This is a genomic window from Microbacterium jepli, from assembly GCF_047237905.1.
In the GTDB taxonomy this organism is placed as follows: domain Bacteria; phylum Actinomycetota; class Actinomycetes; order Actinomycetales; family Microbacteriaceae; genus Microbacterium.
In genome coordinates, this window is record NZ_JBDFLW010000004.1 from 49,615 (window position 1) to 68,529 (window position 18,915).

The window sequence follows — 18,915 nt, forward strand, 5'->3', positions numbered from 1 at the left end:
GATCACAACGCGTCCTGGTCGGCGGGCTGGATGTAGCCCGTACCGTCGATGCCGATGCACACCTCGCTACCGGCAACCAGAACGCTGCCAGGGCGCCGCAACAGGCGCGCTGTCACAGCGGCATCGTCCCCACGGTCGGGCAGGAGCGTGACCCGGTCCCACTGCCCTTCACCCTCGACGTGAGTGACGAGAGCATTTGGGGTGCCGCGGCCGAGGACCAATTGCCCTTCGCGGAGGAGGAGGGACACCTGCCCGGGCGCGGACGCGGGGGTTCCGGGCGCGTGCCGGAGTGACACGGAGCCGAAGGCGGTCATGGCGGTTGAACCGTCCGTGGTAGCGGGAAGGCGCACCATCGCCCCCAGCATCGCAGCGACGCGTGCGGTTCGGGGGTAGTCGAAGAGCTCAAGCGGCGGGCCGAACTGCGTCAACGAGCCCTTCTCCAGCACGCCGAGCCGGTCGCCGAAGCTTAGCGCTTCCTCCTGGTCGTGGGTGACGAGAATGGCGGTCGCCCCCACCCGGTCAAGTGCCTCCACCACGTTGCGACGTGCTTCCGCCCGCAGGCCCGTATCGAGCGCGCTGAAAGGTTCGTCGAGAACGATGGCACGCGCTTTCACCGCCAGTGCGCGGGCGAGAGCGACGCGCTGCTGCTGGCCCCCCGACAGTTCGTGTGGGTAACGCGTGAGAAGCAGCGGGTCCAGCGACACGATCTCCGCCCACTCCTGTGCGGTGTGGCGCCGCGCGCGCGGCAGCCCGAAGGTGATGTTGGCCGCTGCATTCAGGTGCGGGAAAAGCGCGCCGTCTTGCGGCACGTACGCCACCCCTCGGCGGTGTGCCGGAACGCTCTGTGCCCCGGACACAATGCGCCCGCCCAGCGACACGGTGCCGCCGGACGGGGATGCGAGGCCCGCGATGACACGGATCAGGCTGCTCTTGCCGCTCCCGGAGGGACCCACGATGGCCGCTCGAGAGCCGTCGTCGATGCTCAGAGTGACGCCGTCGAGTATCGTCTGCGCTCCGATGGTGTACGAGAGGTTCGTGACGTCGATTCTCATGCGGTGCGCTTTCGGGCTTGGTGATACATCAGGGCGACGGCGGGGATGCTGATGACGCTGAGCACCACCGCGTACGGGGCCGCGTCGACATACTGCACGGAACTGCTGGCGGACCAGAACTCGGTCGCCAGGGTCCGCGTTCCGTTCGGCGCGAGTAGCAGGGTGGCGGTCAGTTCGCTCGCTATTCCGATACCGGCGAGGGCAGCGCCAGCCAGCACAGAGGGCAGGATGGTCGGCCCCGTCACCCTCAGCAGGGTTCGCAGGGGACTCTGCCCCAAGGTCCGCGAGGCCTCCTCGCGGATGAGTGGGGCTTGAGCCAGACCGCTTCGGATGCTCACCACCGCCCGCGGGAGAAACAGGATGAGGTACGCCGCCAGTACGGTGAACACCGTCTGGTACGCCACGGGGAGAACACGCAGGGTGACCGTCACCAGTGCCAGAGCCACGATGATCGACGGGAAGCTGGACGCGACGAAGTTCGCGCCTTCAATCACCCGAGTCGCCCGCCCGGGGTAGCGCACACTTACCCAGGCCAGAGCCAATCCCACCATCGAGGTGACCGCCGCGCCGGACGCGGCCAGGAGCACGGTGGTGATGAGGGCGTCGCCGAGCCAGCGTTGCTCCCACCACGGCCCCCCGAGCAGCCATCGACCGGTCGTCGCTGTCGGAACGGCCGTGGACAAGGCCGCGTACAGCACCAGCGCCACAGTGGACAGCCCACGGGCCAGTGGCGTGAGGACGATGCGTTGCGCGGGGAGGGGGGCCCCGGATCCGGTTCGCGCGAACTCCGCTCGGCCACGGGCGAGGGAATCGGTGGTCAGCATGAGCAGAGCGAAGATCGCCACGACCACGCCCATGGCGTTGGCGACAGGGCCGGCGAAAGCGGAGCTGTACTGCACGACGATGGCGGTAGTAAACGTTTCGAAGCGGATTTGCGCGAATGCTCCGTACTCGGCGAGCAGATGCAGCCCGACCAGCAGAGCTCCTCCGCTGATGGCGTACCGCAGTTGCGGGATCACCACCGTCCAGAACACGCGAGCGTTCGAGTGTCCGAGGGAGCGCGCCACATCCTCCAGGGCGGGGTCGAGCCGACGCAACGTCGCCAGAGCGGGGAGGTACACCAGGCCGCTGTATGCGAGGACCGAGATGAGAATTCCGCCGGCTAGGCCCCCGAAGGCGGGCACGGTGCTCGCCCACGCGTAGCTGACGACGAACGCGGGGATGGCCAGCGGAACAACCTGCAGGACCGACCACGCGCCACGCAACGGGAGGGTCGTTCGCTCCACGAGCCAGGCGCCGCCTACTCCGACACTCACGCACAGCGGTACGGCAAGGAGGATGAGGAGGATGGTGTTGGTGAGGAGCTCGCCGATGCGTGGGCGTATGAGGATCTGTCCGAGCGCGTCAGGCCCCGTGGACACCACAAACCAGCCGACGAACGCGACTGGGATGAGCGTGAAGGCGGTGATGACCGCGACGGCGACACACAGTAGCAATGGCGCACGCCGCCCAGACCTTCTCAGGGGTGTGGGCGGCGTGCGCTGGATCGGCGTTGTCAGAGCAGACCCGCCGACGTCATCAGATCCACGACCTCAGGACCGTTCAAGGTCGACGGGTCGATGGTCGGGGCGCCGAGCCCCGCCAGCGGCGGGAGGGCGGCGTTAGCGGCCACGTCGCTGGCAACGGTGTACTCGAAGCTCGAGCCGGTGCGCAGCACGTCCTGACCGGCCTTGGACACCACGTACGCGAGGAAGGCTTGGGCTGCGGGAGCGTTCCTGCTGGATTTCAGCACGCCGCCCCCGGAGATGCTCACGAAAGCGCCCGGGTCTTCGTTGCCGAAGTAGTGCAGCTTCGTATTGCCGCTGTTCTCCGTGGTCCCCGCCTGGTCGATGTACCAGTAGTAGTGGTAGATCACACCCATCGGGATCTGACCGGCATTGACAGCCTTCATCACGTTGCTGTTGCCCTGGATCGCGGTTGCATTCGACTTCATCCCGGCGAGCCACGTCGCGGCGGCATCGGCGCCTTCGGTCGCCACCACCGCGGACACAATGGCCTGGAAGTCAGCTCCACCGGGTGAGGCAGCCCACTTGCCCTGCCACTTCGGGTCCTGCAGATCCATCAAGGAAGCAGGGAGATCCGCTTCGCTGATCAGGGAGGGGTTGTATACCAGCACGGTCGAGCGCGCCGCGATGCCCGTCCAGTTCCCCGACCCTGCACGGTACTGCGCGGGGACGACATCGAGGGTCGACTGCTTCACGGGGGCGAGCAGGTTGTTCTGGTCGACAAGGGCGATACCCGGTGAGTTCTCGGTAAGGAACACGTCAGCCGGGGACGCTGGCCCTTCCTGGACGATCTGGTTCGCCAGTTCCGAATCGCTGCCGTTTCGGAGGACAACCTCCACGCCCGTGTCCGCGGTGAACGCGTCCGCCCACGCTTGCGTGAGCTCTTCGTGCTGGGCGTTGTACACCGTGATGGAACCGGTCACCTGGCCACCCTCGTCAGGGGAAGCGGATGAGGAAATCGTGGGGCTGGCGGAGCAGCCCGCCAGAACGGTCGCGGAGGCCGCGGCGACGATCAACGCACGGGAAAAGCGCTTCATAAAAGTCCAATCAGGGACGCCGCCTGTTGCGGCTTAAGCAAGGTTTGCCTAACCAAAGTAGTGGGGTCACGGCGCCAATCTCCAAATCGGTGCGCCGCCCCCGGCGCGTCGTTTGTTTCTTAGAGACGTCTTAGCGATCTCTGCGTTAAATGCGAGGTCAGAAGTGAAAGCCGGGCCCCTTGGCACGTCTCGCGCCGCCGTATCTAGCAGCGGCAATCGGAGATTGTCAGCGTTCTCACCGCCCGGTCGCGTCCACCGCACCTCTCCCACTGAAGGACCGCATGCATATCTTCGAGGTCATCATCCTCGGGCTCGTTCAGGGCCTCACCGAGTTCCTCCCCATCTCCTCCAGCGCGCACCTGCGCATCGTGGGCGAGTTCCTCCCGTCGCAGACCGACCCCGGCGCGACCTTCACCGCCATCACCCAGATCGGCACCGAGCTCGCCGTCCTGATCTACTTCCGCAAGAAGATCGGCCGCGTCATCTCGCGGTGGTTCGGCTCGCTCACCGGCAGGGTGCCGCGCAACGACCCCGACGCGCGCATGGGATGGCTCGTCATCATCGGCACCATCCCCATCGCCCTGCTCGGCGTGCTGCTGCAGAGCCTGATCCGCGACAACTTCCGCAGCCTCTGGATCACCGCCGTCGTCCTGATCGTGTTCGGCATCCTGCTGGGTCTCGCCGACCACTACGGCAAGCGTCGCCGCGAGCTCGACGACCTGACCTACCCGCACGGCGTCGCCTACGGTTTCGCCCAGGCCCTCGCGTTGGTGCCCGGCGTCTCGCGCTCGGGTGCGACGACCACGCTCGGTCGTGCGCTCGGCTACAAGCGCACCGCCGCAGCCGAGTACTCCTTCCTGCTCGCGGTGCCGGCGGTGTTCGCCAGCGGCTTCTACGAGCTCTACAAGAGCTTCGACGAGGGAACCGGCCCTTACAACCTCGGCGAGACGGCCCTGGCCACGGTCATCGCGTTCGTCGTCGGCTACCTCGTGATCGCGTTCCTCATGCAGTACCTCAAGCGCGGCAGCTTCCTGCCGTTCGTCATCTACCGCGTCGCGCTCGGCATCCTCATCATCGTTCTGCTCGTGCTCGGAGTCGTCCCGGCCACACCAATCGTCATGGCCGGCTGATGGCCGACCACCACGGTGGCACCACCGGCCAATCGGGCCGGATACCTCGTTCATCGAACACATCATCACAACACGGGTGGGGTGAGGTATGAGTTCGGATAGATCGCCCATTGCGCGTTGGCTGCGCTGGATGGAGGGCCGAGCGGATCGACTTGTAATGTGCGCATACGGTGCGCAGGGGGAGATGTCGGAACCGCGATGCAGGATCATGATCTCGAGGCGAGATTCAACGGCCGCGGGACATGCTGGATACTGCTCGCACGCGCACGCTTCGCTCGCGCAGGATGATCAAATCATCTGATGGTGTCTATCGTCCACGGCATGTGCACACCCGACAAGATGGCGCCGGTCAGAGGCGGTTTGGTAAAGTCCAGCGCACCCCTCGGATCCCGTGAAAAACGCGGAAGGCGTGTCGCCGATAATGGATCTTATGTCAGTTTACTGACATGCCACGGATGACGGCGCAACGGTCACTTCAGGGTCGGACACCTTAGGACAAATCCCTGTCGACCCCAACCGAGCGGGAGCCTGCGGAGTTGGCCACGAACGCCTTCAGGGTCTCTCTGCAGTCCGCTATGAGCAAGTCGGCTTCGTCACCGATGTTGAAGGTGTTTTTGCCGTGCGCTATGAGGTCTTCGGAAAAAAGTCGTGTGTAGTCGAACACCGCGGCTGCTGTCTCATACGGCTTGCCGTACCGAGTGCCGAACGCGCGGTCCTCAATGTGCTCGTAGTCATTCCGAATGGCGGTGATCGGCCCCAGGGCATCAGTGATGCTCTGCGGCACGGGTGTGCTGACACCTAGGGTTCGCGGGCCCTCGGCGATCATGGAGATCGAACGTCCGAGGGAGATCACAGCCAGTTCTACAAGCCCGATGACGTTCAGCAGCTGCCGTCGGAACTGCGGTCCAGAGAGCGAAGCCGAGTTCACGAAAGCCTCGACCTCGCGCACGCGGATGAACAGTTCATTCGCCATGTCGAGACGGCGAGCAGCAGCAAGGACATACCGAACCGTACCCTCGGTCCAGTTCGAAGGATCTATGCGTATCCACGTGGACAAGACGGGCGCAATTGGCACGTGCCCCGATTCCGTTGCCTCTCCCGCCGCGTCTATCGCGGCCAGTTCTGCAGTGACTGCGCCCACCTCGAAGCGAAGCTGATCGCCTTTCATCACGTGGACTCGACGGCCGTCATCCGCCTCGCCATGGCGGAGGGTGCGCGCGAATACCTGGTTGCCCTCGCGACGAACCGGCACGACCCTCATGCTGTGGATGAGGTCGCTACGACCGTCCGAGACCTCTTCTGCGTGCAGGCCAAAGTGACTAATTGCCGTCATCACTTCGATCGTGTCGCCGGTGTAGACCGGTATGCGCGGCGGATCGGGTTCACCGGGATCGCGGAGCCGGACAATTACTTGGTTATCGATCCGCGCGTGCAGAATCACTCGCTGGGGCGATCCCCCTTCGGCGATCGTGACGGAATCCATCCACCCTTGGGGTGTCTCGGCATCATGCGGCATCTGTGGACGCTACATCGCATGGCCTTTCGCCACTAGCCTCGCCATCCCGCCTTCGCGATCGCCCCTCGCATCTGGTCCCTTAGAGTTGCCGGCACGAGCAAGAGCCACCCGAGTTGTAGTTTTGAGCTCTTAGATACGTCCGCTCAGCCCACCGTTACGCTCGCTTCATGACGGCCAAGGTTCATCGCACGACGGATTGCGACCCACAGCTTCTCCGGCCGCTTGGTCCGCTTGTATGCCCGTCATGGAGTGACGGATGGCAGCTGCATCCAGATGCTGAAACCCTGCGAGGGGTGTTGTGGTGTCGAAATGGACTCCGTGTCGCGCTGTCGCGTGTTTTCAACGCGAAAGACATTGCTTTCGACCATTGGTCTGCGGCTGTGGAAGCTGTTTGGTGGGCGGTGGCGCTCGACGACGTGTTGTTCTCCCTGCATGACGGCCGCTATCCCGTAGCGCGCTCGGCGCACCCTGATGGTGAGGTTGTCTTGGGCCTCCGGTGGCTTCGGCATCAGCACGCCCATCAGATTGCCGTGACCGGCCAGGGCGGTCCCAAGCGCGACTTCTTCGGCGCATCGGGCGGCCCGCCGTTCTACATCAGCCCCAGCAACAGGTGGAAGCAGCGCTCGGAGATTCTGACGGATAACCGACGGCCGGACAAGAAGGCGGAGGCGGCATACGACGCCCATATCGCCGGGTGGACGCTGGAGGATCCAATCATCAACTCACTTCGATGGTTCGACCTCGTATTAACCGCCGCGGGAGTGGATCCGCTCCAGGACGTTGATGAAGATGACCCGACCGTCCTCTGAGCCCCCGATCCGGTGCTCGTCAACGGAATGGGGTGCAAGCTCACCCTCGATGCGAGCGCGCATCACCGCTGCGGGGTGTCCATACGTTCATGGAACGGCTGAAAAGCATCACTCGAGCAGAAGAGCAGTTCATCCCGCCTCACTGAGTCCACCGTCGAGCAGCCGCAACACAGGACGAGCGTCGGCCTCACCCAAGAGGTCGCGCACCTGCGCCGCCGGAAGCCGGAGCAGCTCGGCAAGTGCCGGCACCTTCGTCCCGTGAGCGGCCGCCAGCTCAGCTGCTTTGTGGAGCAACGCGGGCACCTCCCCCGGGTACAAATTCGTGGGATCGGCTCCCAGGTCGTAGCTCGTTGCAAGTCGCTGGTAAGCCCGACGAGCCGACGACTCCGTTACGCGGTTACGCTCAACCATCCGGCGTATGAGCGAGTGTGGTGACACTCCCCAGGTTCGTCCAACTCGATCCAGCGCAGCGAGGTCTAAGCGCTGCGGCAGCAGAGCGTCCATCGCCGCTGCCGGCGTCAGAAACGCCGCCGCAAATTCATCGGCTTCACGCTCGATCGCGGCGCTCTGCTCGTCGGAGTCGGCATGCAGGAGCAGATGCCCAATCTCGTGTGCGATCGAGAACCGGTGTCGGAAGACGTTCTCCGTTCGACGGGGCGTCGTGACCACGATGGGACGCTCGACGATGATCGCCGAGAATGCGTCCACGCGCTCAATTTCGCTGAGCGGACGCACGACGACGACAATCCCGTGGGATTCGGCCGTCGCCACAAGGTGCTTGACCGGCCCGTCGGGGAGTTTCCACTGGACGCGGAGAGCCTGTGCGGCATCCGTTGGGGAGGTTCCTGCGGGGAGCCTGGGCAGATCCACATCGGGCAGCTTGATATAGCGCTCGAGCGCGAAGGTGAGTTCCCACACAAGCGTTGTTGTCGCCAGTGCTCGTTGCCGGTCGCTGACGCGGGTGGACCGAAGGCTCCGAAAATGCGCGTTAAGGGTGTCGATTCGAGCCAGTGGGCGACCGACGTTGAAGAAGTCAGGCTGCACCTTAAGCGTGCGCGCGAGCCTCTCGATGACCTCGGGTCGAGGCGCGTTGACGTCGGCTTCGTATTGGCCGATGGCGGCGGACGAAACCTCGACAGCGGCGGCGAGCTCGGATTTGCTCAGGCCCTGCCGGACGCGGGCCTGCGTGAGTCGCGCCGGCTCGAACCTGCCAGGAGACCTGCTGCTCGGCAGGTCGAACAGCATTGGTGGGATTTCACCCATCAGAGGTAACGCCCCGAGCCTGCAGCGCGACGACGGGCGTCTCGGGCACGCCGCTGTCGAACGACTCGATGTCGATGTCCGAGCCTTCCCCGGCGAAGTCCTTGGACCAGATGGGTTCTTCGCCGTGCAGGTGCACTTCGCCGGCGCGGTATTCGGCAACGGCCCAGTCGATGGACGATAACTGGCGCGGCGTTGAGTGCACCATGACGAGAACCACGGGCATCACCGCTCCTGCCGCCCCAACCAGCTTCTCGAAGCGCGCCAGCTCATCCTCGGTATGGGACTCCTCGTCACCGCCGGTCATAAAGCTGTTGCCGAACAGACCCAGCTCTCGACGCGCGAAGAAGCTGCTCATGCGGGTCTTGCTCGAAGCGAAGTCTCGACCGATGTCGGCGCCTTCGGGGATCCGGGCGACAAAGATCAGTGCATCGTTGACGATAGGGAGCCAATACCCACCGGGGGTGAGCTTGTGTGCCTCGAAGCCACGCTCTTTGAACGCATCGCGCGCATCGCAGAGCAGGTCACGCCACTGGCTCCCGAACAGGTTCAGGAACCGCGTCTTTGCGGCGTCATGGCCGTCAGCGGTGCTCTCGTGGCGCGCATAGACCACGTCGATGATGAGGTCACGAGCCAGGCTCTCGTGCTCGCCGAGAGCCTCGGCAGGTGTGTTGTGAGCCATGCGCGCGTCCCGTCTCGAAGGTCAAGCGCCCCTATTCACCTAGAGCGCTAACTTTAATATATAACACGATACGCGCACCTGTACTTCATTAAGCTTCACTTCTCGCGACACGCCGTGCGATCCTCCTTTAAGGGAGGATCACCGCACTACTTCAAGGGCCTAGCCTCCTCTCAGTCGGGCGGGGACTGCTGAACTCACCGAGTACCCGAGTGAAGCCGCTTCATCAGGCCGACGCTCGAGGTGATTGCGCCTCTTGATCATCACTCTCGGTATCGGGCATACCTCGGTCAGACGAGCGATCGAGTTCATCGGCGAATGCGCGCGTGATCGCTGTCTCGTCGGGGAGAGCGTCCTGCATCTCGGCGGTGAGTTCATAGCGGCTTACCGCCACGGGCTGATTCGACGAGGCGAGGGCGTAGCGCACGACGGTGTCGTTCTTGTCTGCCACGAGGAGGATTCCGACGGTTGGCTGGTGCTTGTGCGGATGGCGAAGACGGTCGTCGACAACGGCGACGTAGAACCCGAGCTGGCCAGCGTCGCGCGGGTCGAAGGTGGTGGTCTTGAGTTCGATGACGACGTAGCGCAGTTGCTCCACGTGGAAAAAGAGAAGGTCAACGGAAAAGTCGTCGCCGTCGACGTCGAAGTGCACTTGGCGTCCGACGAAGGCGAAGCCTTGTCCGAGTTCACGCATGGTTTCGAGAATGCGGTCGACTAGTCGCTGCTCGAGTTCACGTTCGGAGACACTGCTATCGACGGCGAGGAACTGCAGGGCGTAGGGGTCTTTGGTGAGTTCTTGCGCCTGGTCTGAGTCGCGCTGCTCCAGCGTGCCTGCGAAGTTGCTAGGAGCTGCTGCGTCGCGCTCGTGGAGCCGGGTTGTGATCTGGTGGGCGAGTACTGCGCGGCTCCAACCGTGATGTGCGTCTTTAGCGGCGTACCAGTCGCGCTGTTCAGGACTGTCGAGCTTGTCGAGCAGTTCGATGACGTGTCCCCATGGCAATAGTCCAACAGGCCGTTGGACTATTGCGGTCAGGTCCGGCCATGCCTCAGCGAACCGCCGCATGTAGAACAGATTCGCTCGGGAGAACCCCTTCATGGTGGGGAACTCTGCTCGCAGGTCCTCCGCGAGGCGGGTGATGATTTTGGTGCCCCACCCCTGTTCGGCTTGGCGGGTAAGGATGGTGCGGCCAATGGTCCACCACAGCTGAAGGAGCTCGTTGTTGGTCGCGCGCTGAGCGCGGAGTCGAGCCCCGTGAACGTGCTTCTTAAGGTCCTCGAGAGTGGATGCGTACTCCGCGGGCTCCATCTCGGTCATTCATCTAGCTTCTCACCGGCACCACGGTGTGCAGGATCACATGGCACGGATCTCGCAACTCTTCTGCCGGTCTCAGCTGCAAGGCTGTCTGTCCGGTGGAAATAGGTGTGCTGGCGGCTGTTGATACGGCAGCGGGTCGCCGACTTGGTTCTCATCCTTCGAGTCCGAGAAGGGGCCGTCTGTGGCGAGGAGGGCGGTCATGTGAGGGGCGGCGTGATTGATCCACCAGGCGCTTGTGCCAAGACCGGGGTCGAGGCGTGCGGCCTCCCACCCGCGCCAGAGCGTTTCGAGGCGCTGCACGGCTTCGTCGGTGTTCCACCACTCGGCTTTCCACCGACCGGTGCCGGTGCCTTTGGCTGAGACGCGGCGGCGATAGGTGAACCGCCAGTATTTCCGGAGCCACTCGTCCACCGAGCCGTAGACCGTCTCCCCCGCCATGACGTCCTCCCCCGGTGCCGGGGGTTCGAAGGCGCGCTCAACAGCGGTTGCTGTGCGTTCTTGGAGCTGTTGGAGGCGTTCGGGCGTCAGGGCGGTGCTGAGCGCTTCCTTCGCGAGGTTGTTGACGAGCTGCGTGACGACGGCCGTCGCGGCGTCGGCTACGAGCGCGTCCACGTCTAGGGCGCCGAGGGCGTTCTCTACCGCTGAGCCCATGCCGTCCGCGACCCCGAGGGGGCTCCCCGTTGCCGGAGAGCCCCCCTGTGCCGGCGTTGCGGCGTCGAACTCGTCAGAGTCGAGCGGGTCGACGTCATCCATCAGTGCGGTCATTCGCGTCGTCGCGTTCCATCAGGGCACGCATTGAGGAGGCCAGGTCGATCGGCGGCGCCGCCGGCGCCGCTACCGCGACCGGTGTCGACGTAGGCGCGAGGTCGACAGGCGACACCGGCGCCGCGGCCGTCACCGCAGGCGATGCCGCGGGGGTGATCGCGGGGTCGTGTGCGGCGATCGACGCTTTGATCGCCGCGACCTGATCCTTCGCGCCCTCGTACCAGGGGACGGTACGCAGCAGCGCTGCCCGGGCGCCGGTGGAGAGCATGACCGCGCGGCCGCGGGGCATCGCGCCGAGTTCATCGACGGTCAGGATGCGCTCACGCTTGAGCGCCGTCGACGTCGAGCGCACGCCCTTGTTGTAGCTGGCCGAGGTCGTCTCCCGGTCGTAGTCCCCAACAAGCTCCGAGATGTTCTGCAGGAAGTCGTTCTCTTTGACGCTGCCGAGGTAGAGGAACGCGTTCGATGCGCTCCACAGCTTGAGCATGCCTTCGCGGCCGAACACGGCCACGCCCTGCGACCAGGACTGGAACACCGACATGATCGGGATGCCGCGCGAGCCGAAGTGCGAGTACAGGTCGGGCAGATCCCGCCACCGGCACACGTTCGCGGCCTCGTCCAGGATGCCCACCAGCGGGGTCCGCAGCCGGCCACCGGGCGAGGTGTCTGCGAGGTCGGTTGCCGCCTCGAGCGTGGCGGCGGTCAGGGCGGTGACGAGGGGGCCGGCGGTGCCGGCGCCCTCCTTGGACAGCGAGTACAGGGTGCCGCGGCCGCGCACGAACTCGGCGGCGTCGAACTGCGGGCGGGGGTCGTCAGCTCCGCGCGGGTTCACCCAGTCAGCGACCTGCGTGTTCTTCAAGCACGCGGCCATTTCCTGGCCCGTCGAGTACACCGATCCGCGCAGCTTGTCGGTGGACTGGATGATGCCGAGCACGGCGTCACCGATCATCGGGTAGCCACCCTCGCGCAGCAGCCGAACCGGCTCCTCATCGGTGGAGTCGGTCAACCACGAGAACACCTGAGCGATCGGGCGACCACCGACCGCGGCCGCGAGCAGCATCCCGGCAAGAAGGTTCTGACCGGCGCCGTCGAAGAACGCATCCGTCTTGGCATCCGTCGCCCGGGATCCCGAAGCGAAATACTGCGCGAGCTTCGCCGCGCGGGTGTCGTCGGTGACGTACGACAGCGGGTTCCACCACCACGTCGCGTCCTCACGGGCGACGCGCTGAGGATCGAACACCCACACCGGGCCGTCCTTTTCCCGGACGTCGCGGGTCGCATCGAGCACGTCGCGCTTGTTCGAAGTCGTCACCACGGCGCCCGGGGCGGCGATGATCGCGGGGATGACGAGCGAGGTCGACTTACCGACGCGGGGGCCGGCGACGACGGTGATCATGTCCTCGAACGAGGCGTAAACCATCTTCCCCGTCGACACGAGACGCCCCACCGGCACACCGGGCGAGCCCTCCACGCCGAGCCGCTTGGACTTCTTCATCGCCTCCTTGGCCAGCATCGGCGCCAGATCCCGCTCCGTCGCCATGTAGCGCGCTGCGTGATCGACGTTCGCGCGCTTCTTTCGCCCCGCCGCTTTCAGGTACAGGAACCACAGCGCGACGGTGGCGATGACGCCCACCGCCGCGAGGGCGACCGCTGTTGCCGATCCCGACCAGGTGACGGTGCCCCGCGCGAGGCCGGAGATGATTTCGAACGGATCTTTCGACAGATCCTCATTCACCCCATCCATTTCCGAGCCGAGCGCGACGGACACCCAGACGATGCCGATAGCGGCGATCGCCGCGAGGGTGCCGCCGAGCATCATGGCGTCGTTGCCTGCTTTGCCCGGCTCGCGACGGCGGTTGTTGGCGGTGACGCTCATGAGTGGTCCTCCGTGCTGATGGGGGCGAGTGTGTGCGCGTGGGTGTCGTCGTGGTTCACGGCAGAATCTCGACGTTCACCGGATCGGTGGGCAGCGGCTCCGCCGCTCGCCCGGCGCGCGAGGTCGCGTGCCAGAGCTTGTTGGTGTCGTTGACGTCCTTCTCCGCCGCCGTCAGCTCGACGCGCACGGGGATGCCCGGGCGACCGCCGACCTTGATCAGGAAGCGGCCGCGGCCGGGAGGCTCGGACTCATGACCTGATACTGGGTCCCATGCGGGCGGGTCCTGCCAGCTGGTGAGCATTCCCTGTTCCGCGATCGACATCGGCACCGCGGAGGTCAGCAGCGGCATTTCCGCGCCGGGGAGGCCACCGCAGATCACCATGCCGCTTCTCTCTACGAAGCCTTTGGCCTTCATCTGATCTTCGGCCGATGCCAGCGCCAGGAGGTCGCTCATCGTGTGCGAGATCATCGCCAGGCCGACGCCGCGGGCGCGGTTCAGGCGGGTGAGGGCGTCGACGCGATCGACCATGCCGCGGCCGGCGCGCAGCGCGCGCCACAGCTCGTCCAGGATCACGAAGTAGTGCCGGCGAGGTTCGAGCTCCGCGTCCGCGAGGGCGGCGGCGACGTTGACGGTTCCGAACCCGGCGGACCAGCAGGCCAGCAGGATCGCCGCTTGCAGGTCTCCCTCAGAGTCGTCAATCGAGGACACGTCGTAGACGACGGGACGGTCCCGGCGCATCGGCGTGGTGGTCTGCTGCGAGAACACCTCGCCCAGACGGCCACCGGTGGTGAGGCCGATGAGGGAGGCTTCGAGGTCCTCCGTGATCGCCTTGTAGCGGGTGATATCGCCACGGTCGAGGGCGACCTGTCGAATCTCATCCGGTGCCTCCTGGATGACGCGCAGCAGGTCCGCGAGAACGGGAATGCCGTCGTGGTGCTCGTCCAGGTACTTGAGTGCCCGGTCGATGATCGTCTCTTCACGGTCGGTCGGCGGCTGAGAGCGGAGAATCGTCAGCAAGGCGGCGATCATCGTGTGCCGGCGGCCGTGGGCGTCCGCGAGGACCTGGTGCGCCAGGCGCTGCACCTTTGCGGCGTGCTTGCGCAGTTTGCCGACCTCTGCGGCCAGCTCGTCGGTGTCTTTGGAGGGGTCGGAAGCCCTCACTTGGTGCGTGAGCTCGTCGGCGCGAGCGTGTGCGCGGGTGGCCTCGTCGCGGAGTCGCTGCGCCGCCTCGGACGCCTCGCCGGGGTCGAGGATGTTGAGGTAGCCGCGGCCACGGCCCAGGGGGATCACCTGACCGTCGAGGGCCTGAATGAGGTCCACGTAGTCGGGCTTCAAATCGCCCAACACGAGCGGGATCGTGCCGTAACCGGCCAGGCCTGCGGCCATGCGGCGCGTGAGCGAGGACTTGCCGAGGCCGGGCTTGCCGAGAACGAACATCGACGGGTTGGAGATGAGTTGCGCGCGCTGGAACCAGCTGATCGGGTCACAGCAGACCGATGCGCCCGTGGAGAGGTTCTTGCCGAGTGGGACTCCGATCATTGGGGTGCCGGTGCCGACCGAGAACGGGTACAGCCCGCACACCTGGACGGTCGTTCCGCGGAACTCGTCGGCGGCGGTGACGTTGACGGCCTCGCCGCCGCCCCGGCCGAGCCAACCGCGGATGCTCGGACGCATCGGCCGGCGCAGCGCCGTCCCCTGCTTCTCCTTCTTCCCGCCGTGAGGGATTGCCACACGCTTGCCCTGCCGACGCCGAGTGCGCGTGCGCGCGGGTGTCGCCCGTGACAGCGTGGGTTGCGCCGCGACGTCGAGCGTCGGCGCATCGCTCTGCGCACGCGCACCCCGACGTGAGGGAGCCTCTGCGTCGAGGGTGGCCGGCGTCGCGGACGACACCGCGCCGGTAGGCAGCCCGTCAGCTGACACGTCCTCCCCCGCGGTGTCGCCGCGCGCCGCAGTGGTCGCACCGTCAGGCAGGGTGTCCTCTTCGGGCTCGAGGTGGTCGTCACTGTTGGAGGCGAACAGGCGGGTGAGCATGCTCACAGGGACTCCCTCACTTCGGTGGGCAGGCGCAGGTGCCGCGGGAGCACGAGCCCCAGCGGCAGACCGGCGGCGAAAACGGTGTCTTGTGACCCGAAGGCCGGCCGCACGCGCAGACGCGCCGCGGCGGTGAGCGAGTCGATCGCTGCGCGGGCGTCCGCCTCGTGCGCGGCATCGGTCGTGGTCGCGGTGACGATCAGGCCGAAGTTCAGCAGCCCCGCGCCGGATGCTTCCTCAGCCGCGGTCGCCTGGGCGGAGCGGGTGGAGAGCGTGGAGCGGGCGGTGGGCTTGGTCGACGCCGAGCTGTTGAACTGGGCGGCGTTCAGGTCCGCCTCCACGATCGCCGCAGCGCGGGCCGGGTCGATCGGACGGTAAAGCAGGGTGACGCGCTTGCGGGCGACGTCACGGTGCGGGGCGAGCAGGCGAGCCAGGATGCCCGACTGCACGACTCCACGCGGCGGAGACGTCATGGTCCACGACGTCGACACCGCGCCGTCGTGCCGGTACGAGTCCCATCGAGCGTCAGCGGCGGCGGGGCCGACGTCCGTCCACGACAGCTCCGGCACGTCGCCGGCGGCGCGGGCCTCGTCAATGAGGACGGCCGCAGCGGGGTCGTACGCGACTCGCACAACCTCGCACAGCTCCTGTGCGCCCAGTGGGCGAGCTGCGCCCGCACCGGTGGCCGCGAGGCTGGTGGTGAGTCCGGGCAGACGCGCGGCGAGGTCGACGGCGACCTCTTTCGCGTTGCGGCGCTTCCCGCCGATGCGCGACAGCGACGAGAACGTGACCGCGATGTATGCGCGGATCGTGGCCGATCCCACCGGGTAGCTGTCCACGACTTCCGACAGCATCGCTCGAGCGAACTCCGGGGCGTCGGGGTCCATCGACCCTTCCACCTCCGAGCGCAGGCGCGTGCCGGTGTCAGGTGCCGTCTCCACGGTGACCGAGGCGGCCTCGATGCCGGGCTCATCCCCGAGGTTTGAGAGCCAGATGCCGTACTCCGCGACCTGGTTGTTGACCTGTTCCTGGTCGACCAGGGCCGCACCGTCCGGCTCGGTGGCGATCACGACGGTGTAGTGCTTGGTCGAGGGAATGTGCACGAGCGCGAACTTGCGGCCGTGCGAGTCCTCGTGCTCGGTGAGCTGCGACGCCGCCGCAAGACCGGGGAGCTGGTAGGTGCCCCACTTCGCTCGCCCCGTGGGGCCGGAACGGTACACGTTCGCTCCCTTGGCCTTCGTGCGCATCCAGTTCACGCGATTCACCGTCCTTCCGAGGGCGCTCTGCCCGTGCTTGTCTTTCACCGAAACCGTCAGCAAGATCCCGCCGAAGATCCCCGCGGTGATGAGCGCGGCGCCGAGGCCGGAGAACATCGACGCGATGATCGAGGAGAGGATGCCGACGAACAGCACGCCGGTGGCGAGCTGCCCGAGGCCGCCGAGTCCCGCGGTCTGCGGGCGGCGCCAGTTGCCGTATGTGCGCGGCGCCTCAGCGCTGCGCGTAGGCGTTGTGGTGGTCATGAGTTCCCGCTTCCCGTCGCGTCATCCGTGGCGGCCTTGACCGCGCCTGCTGCGTTCTTCGCGCCCTCAGCGGCCTTGGTGGCGACCATGAGGCCCACCCCGATCGGCCCGGCGCCGGCGGCTGCTGCGCCTCCGCCCGCTGCTGCGCCTCCCCCGGCCGCGGCGCCGCCCGCGGCGGCACCGCCCGAGGCTGCGCCAGCGCCAGCGCCGACTCCCGCCCCCACGGGGACGGGTGCCGCAGGCGTTGCGGCGGCTGCGCCCCTGCCGCCCGCAGCGGCGTTGCTGCCGCTCGGTGCGGAGCCGAAGCCGCCGCCTCCACCGCCGGAGCCGCCGCCGTCCGAGCCGCCGCGCGAGCGGATCGCACCGGTGGCGATGTCCCCGGCACCGGCGATCGCCGCGCCTCCAAGAAGCAGGCCCGCTCCGCCGCCGCTGCCACCCACGGACGCGACCGCGGGGACGAGGAAGCGCATCAGCGCGGGCAGTGCGACGAGGGCAATCAACATCAGCGCGAGCCCCGTGACGATCTGGAAAAGACCCGTGCCGTCCGACTTGAACAGGTCGGTTCCGGTCATGCGGAACGCGATCGCGTAGACGATTGCGGCGGCGGGCTTGTAGAGGATGAAGGCGAGGGTCCAAGCCATTGCCTTCTTGAACCACTGCTGCCCGATTTCGGTGTTCGTCGCCGCTGCGGCGACGGGGAAGATGCCGGCCAGGACGACGAGCATCGCGCCGCGGAAGATCATGAGCGCGATCTGTATGTAGGTCATCAGCACCGCGAGCATGCCGAGGAAGAACAGGCCGATGAGGCCAATGGGCGAGGTCGCGGTGAGGTTAATCATCGCGAAGACGTTCGTGCCGAAGCAGTTGCTCTCACCGTTGGTGACGTCGCAGTTGGTGGAGTTGTTGAGAATCCAGATGGAGAAGGCGTCCCCCGCTTGCGTGGCGAGACGGATGACGACGAGCCCGGCCCCGGCGACAGCGATCAGCGTCAGCACGGAGCGGGCGAGGGTGCGCAGCTCCCCCGCGCGCTGCGTCCACACCATGCGGCCGGCGGCGACGAGGATCGAGAGGATTGCGAGGCCGCCGGCGTACCACTCGAGCTGACCTTGCACCCAGCCGACCACGCTCGAGGACTCGTTGAGGTGCATTGCCAGCGGGAGGAACCCGGTGACGAGCGCGGAGGCTGCGGAGAGCAGGAAGACGGCGAAGATGATGACGCTGATGCGGCCCATGTGCGCCTCGCCGTCGCCGTGGCGACGACGGACGCTCATCATGACGCCGGCGATGATGAGCGACATGACCGCGAGGCCCGCAGCGACCCACGTCACATAGCCGAGGATCGTCTCGAAAGCGCCCGGCAGCGGTGGCGTGCCACCGCCGTTAACGCCGCCTCCCCGGTCGACTACGGTCACCGGGGAGGGAACGTTCACCCAGAGGGTGCCGAGTGAGACGATCGCTTTGCCGTAGCCCTCCAAGATGTTGTTCACGAACTGCTGCAGCGCGTCGTTCGAGGCTTTCGAAACGATTTCGCCGAGCCCGGCCGAGGACCAGCACAGCACGTCCAGCGGCGTGCAGGGCTCTCCTGCGGGTGGATTCATTCGGTACCTGCCCAGGGGGTATAGCCGCCGAGGCTCGTGAGCGTCGACGGGCGGAACGGAGGTTGACCGGCGTCGGTCAGGACCAATTTCCAGTCCCCGTCAACCCATTTCACGGGCGCGGGGAAGCTGAGGAGCTGGTTCGTGTTCGTGCGGAATGCGATGTCGATCGTGGCTTCGGTCGCGGTATACGAGCTGACGCGGAAGCCGACGATCTGCACGCTGCCGCCCGTGTTGCTCTGAGCCGCCCCCGCTGCAAGTGCGGCGTCGCGACCCGCTCCGGGCGCGGTCTGCTCCTCGAGCAGGACCGCCGAGAGTCGACCGTCAGTGCCCATTGCCCAAAGGTTCGCCATTGCGAACAACGCACCTTCTACCGTGTGGGCGTAGCAGCTACGCAGACCGCTTTCGGCAACCACCCCGGGACCGGCCTCTTCCGAAGAGGGCGCCGCCATTGTTCCGACGATGGTCCAGTCAGTAGTGGGTGCGGCGGTGAGGTCACCGCTCTCGTCGTAGCCCGGGAGGCCACAGACGCTTGCTGCCTCACCGGCCGCCACAGCGGAGGCGGTGGGCGTTGCGGTGGTGGCGGGCGCGGTCTGCCCGCCACCACCGCCGAGGGACGTGACAGCGAGCAGGATCGCCGCCAGCACGAGGACTCCGAAGATGATCGCTCCGAAGATGAAACCTTTGCTGGTGAAGGGGTTGCGGGATTCTGCGTCGCTCATGACGTCGTGCCTTTCGTTGATCGGTGGCTTTCCTCCGGGACG

General features: G+C 66.4%; 15 protein-coding genes. 2 read left to right on the plus strand and 13 right to left on the minus strand.

Annotated features, from left to right (window positions below):
* Positions 1-2 precede the first annotated feature (2 nt).
* The 3 genes from ABC304_RS04055 to ABC304_RS04065 all read right to left on the minus strand — a co-directional run bounded on the left by ABC304_RS04055 (position 3) and on the right by ABC304_RS04065 (position 3,654).
* The gene (locus tag ABC304_RS04055; RefSeq protein WP_160897529.1) at positions 3-1,052 is read right to left on the minus strand and encodes an ABC transporter ATP-binding protein; all 1,050 of its coding nucleotides are present in this window, start codon (positions 1,050-1,052) and stop codon (positions 3-5) included.
* Positions 1,049-2,473 (minus strand): ABC transporter permease, encoded by a 1,425-nt coding sequence (locus ABC304_RS04060; protein WP_337192264.1) that lies wholly within the window; start codon positions 2,471-2,473, stop codon positions 1,049-1,051. Before ABC304_RS04060 ends, ABC304_RS04055 begins: the two co-directional genes overlap by 4 nt.
* A 134-nt stretch (positions 2,474-2,607) precedes the next feature.
* Positions 2,608-3,654 carry an iron ABC transporter substrate-binding protein gene (locus ABC304_RS04065; RefSeq protein WP_412923042.1) on the minus strand — a complete coding sequence of 349 codons (1,047 nt, stop codon included), beginning with the start codon at positions 3,652-3,654 and terminating at the stop codon, positions 2,608-2,610.
* Between the two features lie 281 nt (positions 3,655-3,935).
* Here ABC304_RS04065 and ABC304_RS04070 point away from each other — a divergent pair, with 281 nt between their 5' ends.
* Positions 3,936-4,784: an undecaprenyl-diphosphate phosphatase gene (locus tag ABC304_RS04070; protein WP_160897532.1), complete on the plus strand. Its 849-nt coding sequence runs from the start codon at positions 3,936-3,938 to the stop codon at positions 4,782-4,784.
* Positions 4,785-5,274: 490 nt separating this feature from the next.
* Here the strand turns inward: ABC304_RS04070 and ABC304_RS04075 are convergent, their stop codons facing one another.
* Positions 5,275-6,300, minus strand: a complete 1,026-nt coding sequence (locus ABC304_RS04075) for a hypothetical protein (RefSeq protein WP_160897533.1) — start codon at positions 6,298-6,300, stop codon at positions 5,275-5,277.
* A gap of 167 nt (positions 6,301-6,467) precedes the next feature.
* On the opposite strand from ABC304_RS04075, the gene ABC304_RS04080 reads away from it, so the two are divergent.
* Positions 6,468-7,109: a hypothetical protein gene (locus ABC304_RS04080; protein WP_160897534.1), complete on the plus strand. Its 642-nt coding sequence runs from the start codon at positions 6,468-6,470 to the stop codon at positions 7,107-7,109.
* Between the two features lie 129 nt (positions 7,110-7,238).
* Here the strand turns inward: ABC304_RS04080 and ABC304_RS04085 are convergent, their stop codons facing one another.
* The 9 genes from ABC304_RS04085 to ABC304_RS04125 form a co-directional block, all read right to left on the minus strand.
* On the minus strand, positions 7,239-8,354 hold the full coding sequence (locus tag ABC304_RS04085; protein ID WP_412923041.1) for an XRE family transcriptional regulator: 1,116 nt from the start codon (positions 8,352-8,354) through the stop codon (positions 7,239-7,241).
* Positions 8,355-8,364: 10 nt separating this feature from the next.
* On the minus strand, positions 8,365-9,051 hold the full coding sequence (locus ABC304_RS04090; protein ID WP_160897536.1) for a hypothetical protein: 687 nt from the start codon (positions 9,049-9,051) through the stop codon (positions 8,365-8,367).
* Positions 9,052-9,274: 223 nt separating this feature from the next.
* Positions 9,275-10,363 carry a PDDEXK nuclease domain-containing protein gene (locus tag ABC304_RS04095; protein ID WP_412923040.1) on the minus strand — a complete coding sequence of 363 codons (1,089 nt, stop codon included), beginning with the start codon at positions 10,361-10,363 and terminating at the stop codon, positions 9,275-9,277.
* Between the two features lie 72 nt (positions 10,364-10,435).
* Complete coding sequence (locus ABC304_RS04100) at positions 10,436-11,116, minus strand: DUF4913 domain-containing protein (protein ID WP_160897538.1); 681 nt, start codon at positions 11,114-11,116, stop codon at positions 10,436-10,438.
* Positions 11,109-13,004 carry a type IV secretory system conjugative DNA transfer family protein gene (locus ABC304_RS04105; protein WP_412923039.1) on the minus strand — a complete coding sequence of 632 codons (1,896 nt, stop codon included), beginning with the start codon at positions 13,002-13,004 and terminating at the stop codon, positions 11,109-11,111. Before ABC304_RS04105 ends, ABC304_RS04100 begins: the two co-directional genes overlap by 8 nt.
* Before the next feature lie 55 nt (positions 13,005-13,059).
* Positions 13,060-14,679, minus strand: coding sequence for an ATP/GTP-binding protein (locus tag ABC304_RS04110; RefSeq protein WP_160897592.1), 1,620 nt, complete (start codon positions 14,677-14,679; stop codon positions 13,060-13,062).
* Between the two features lie 359 nt (positions 14,680-15,038).
* On the minus strand, positions 15,039-16,556 hold the full coding sequence (locus tag ABC304_RS04115) for an SCO6880 family protein (protein ID WP_412923038.1): 1,518 nt from the start codon (positions 16,554-16,556) through the stop codon (positions 15,039-15,041).
* The gene (locus tag ABC304_RS04120) at positions 16,553-18,043 is read right to left on the minus strand and encodes a TrbL/VirB6 family protein (protein ID WP_412929067.1); all 1,491 of its coding nucleotides are present in this window, start codon (positions 18,041-18,043) and stop codon (positions 16,553-16,555) included. The genes ABC304_RS04115 and ABC304_RS04120 overlap by 4 nt, the downstream gene beginning before the upstream one ends.
* Positions 18,044-18,150: 107 nt before the next feature.
* The gene (locus ABC304_RS04125; protein WP_412923037.1) at positions 18,151-18,873 is read right to left on the minus strand and encodes a DUF8175 domain-containg protein; all 723 of its coding nucleotides are present in this window, start codon (positions 18,871-18,873) and stop codon (positions 18,151-18,153) included.
* Positions 18,874-18,915: the final 42 nt, after the last annotated feature.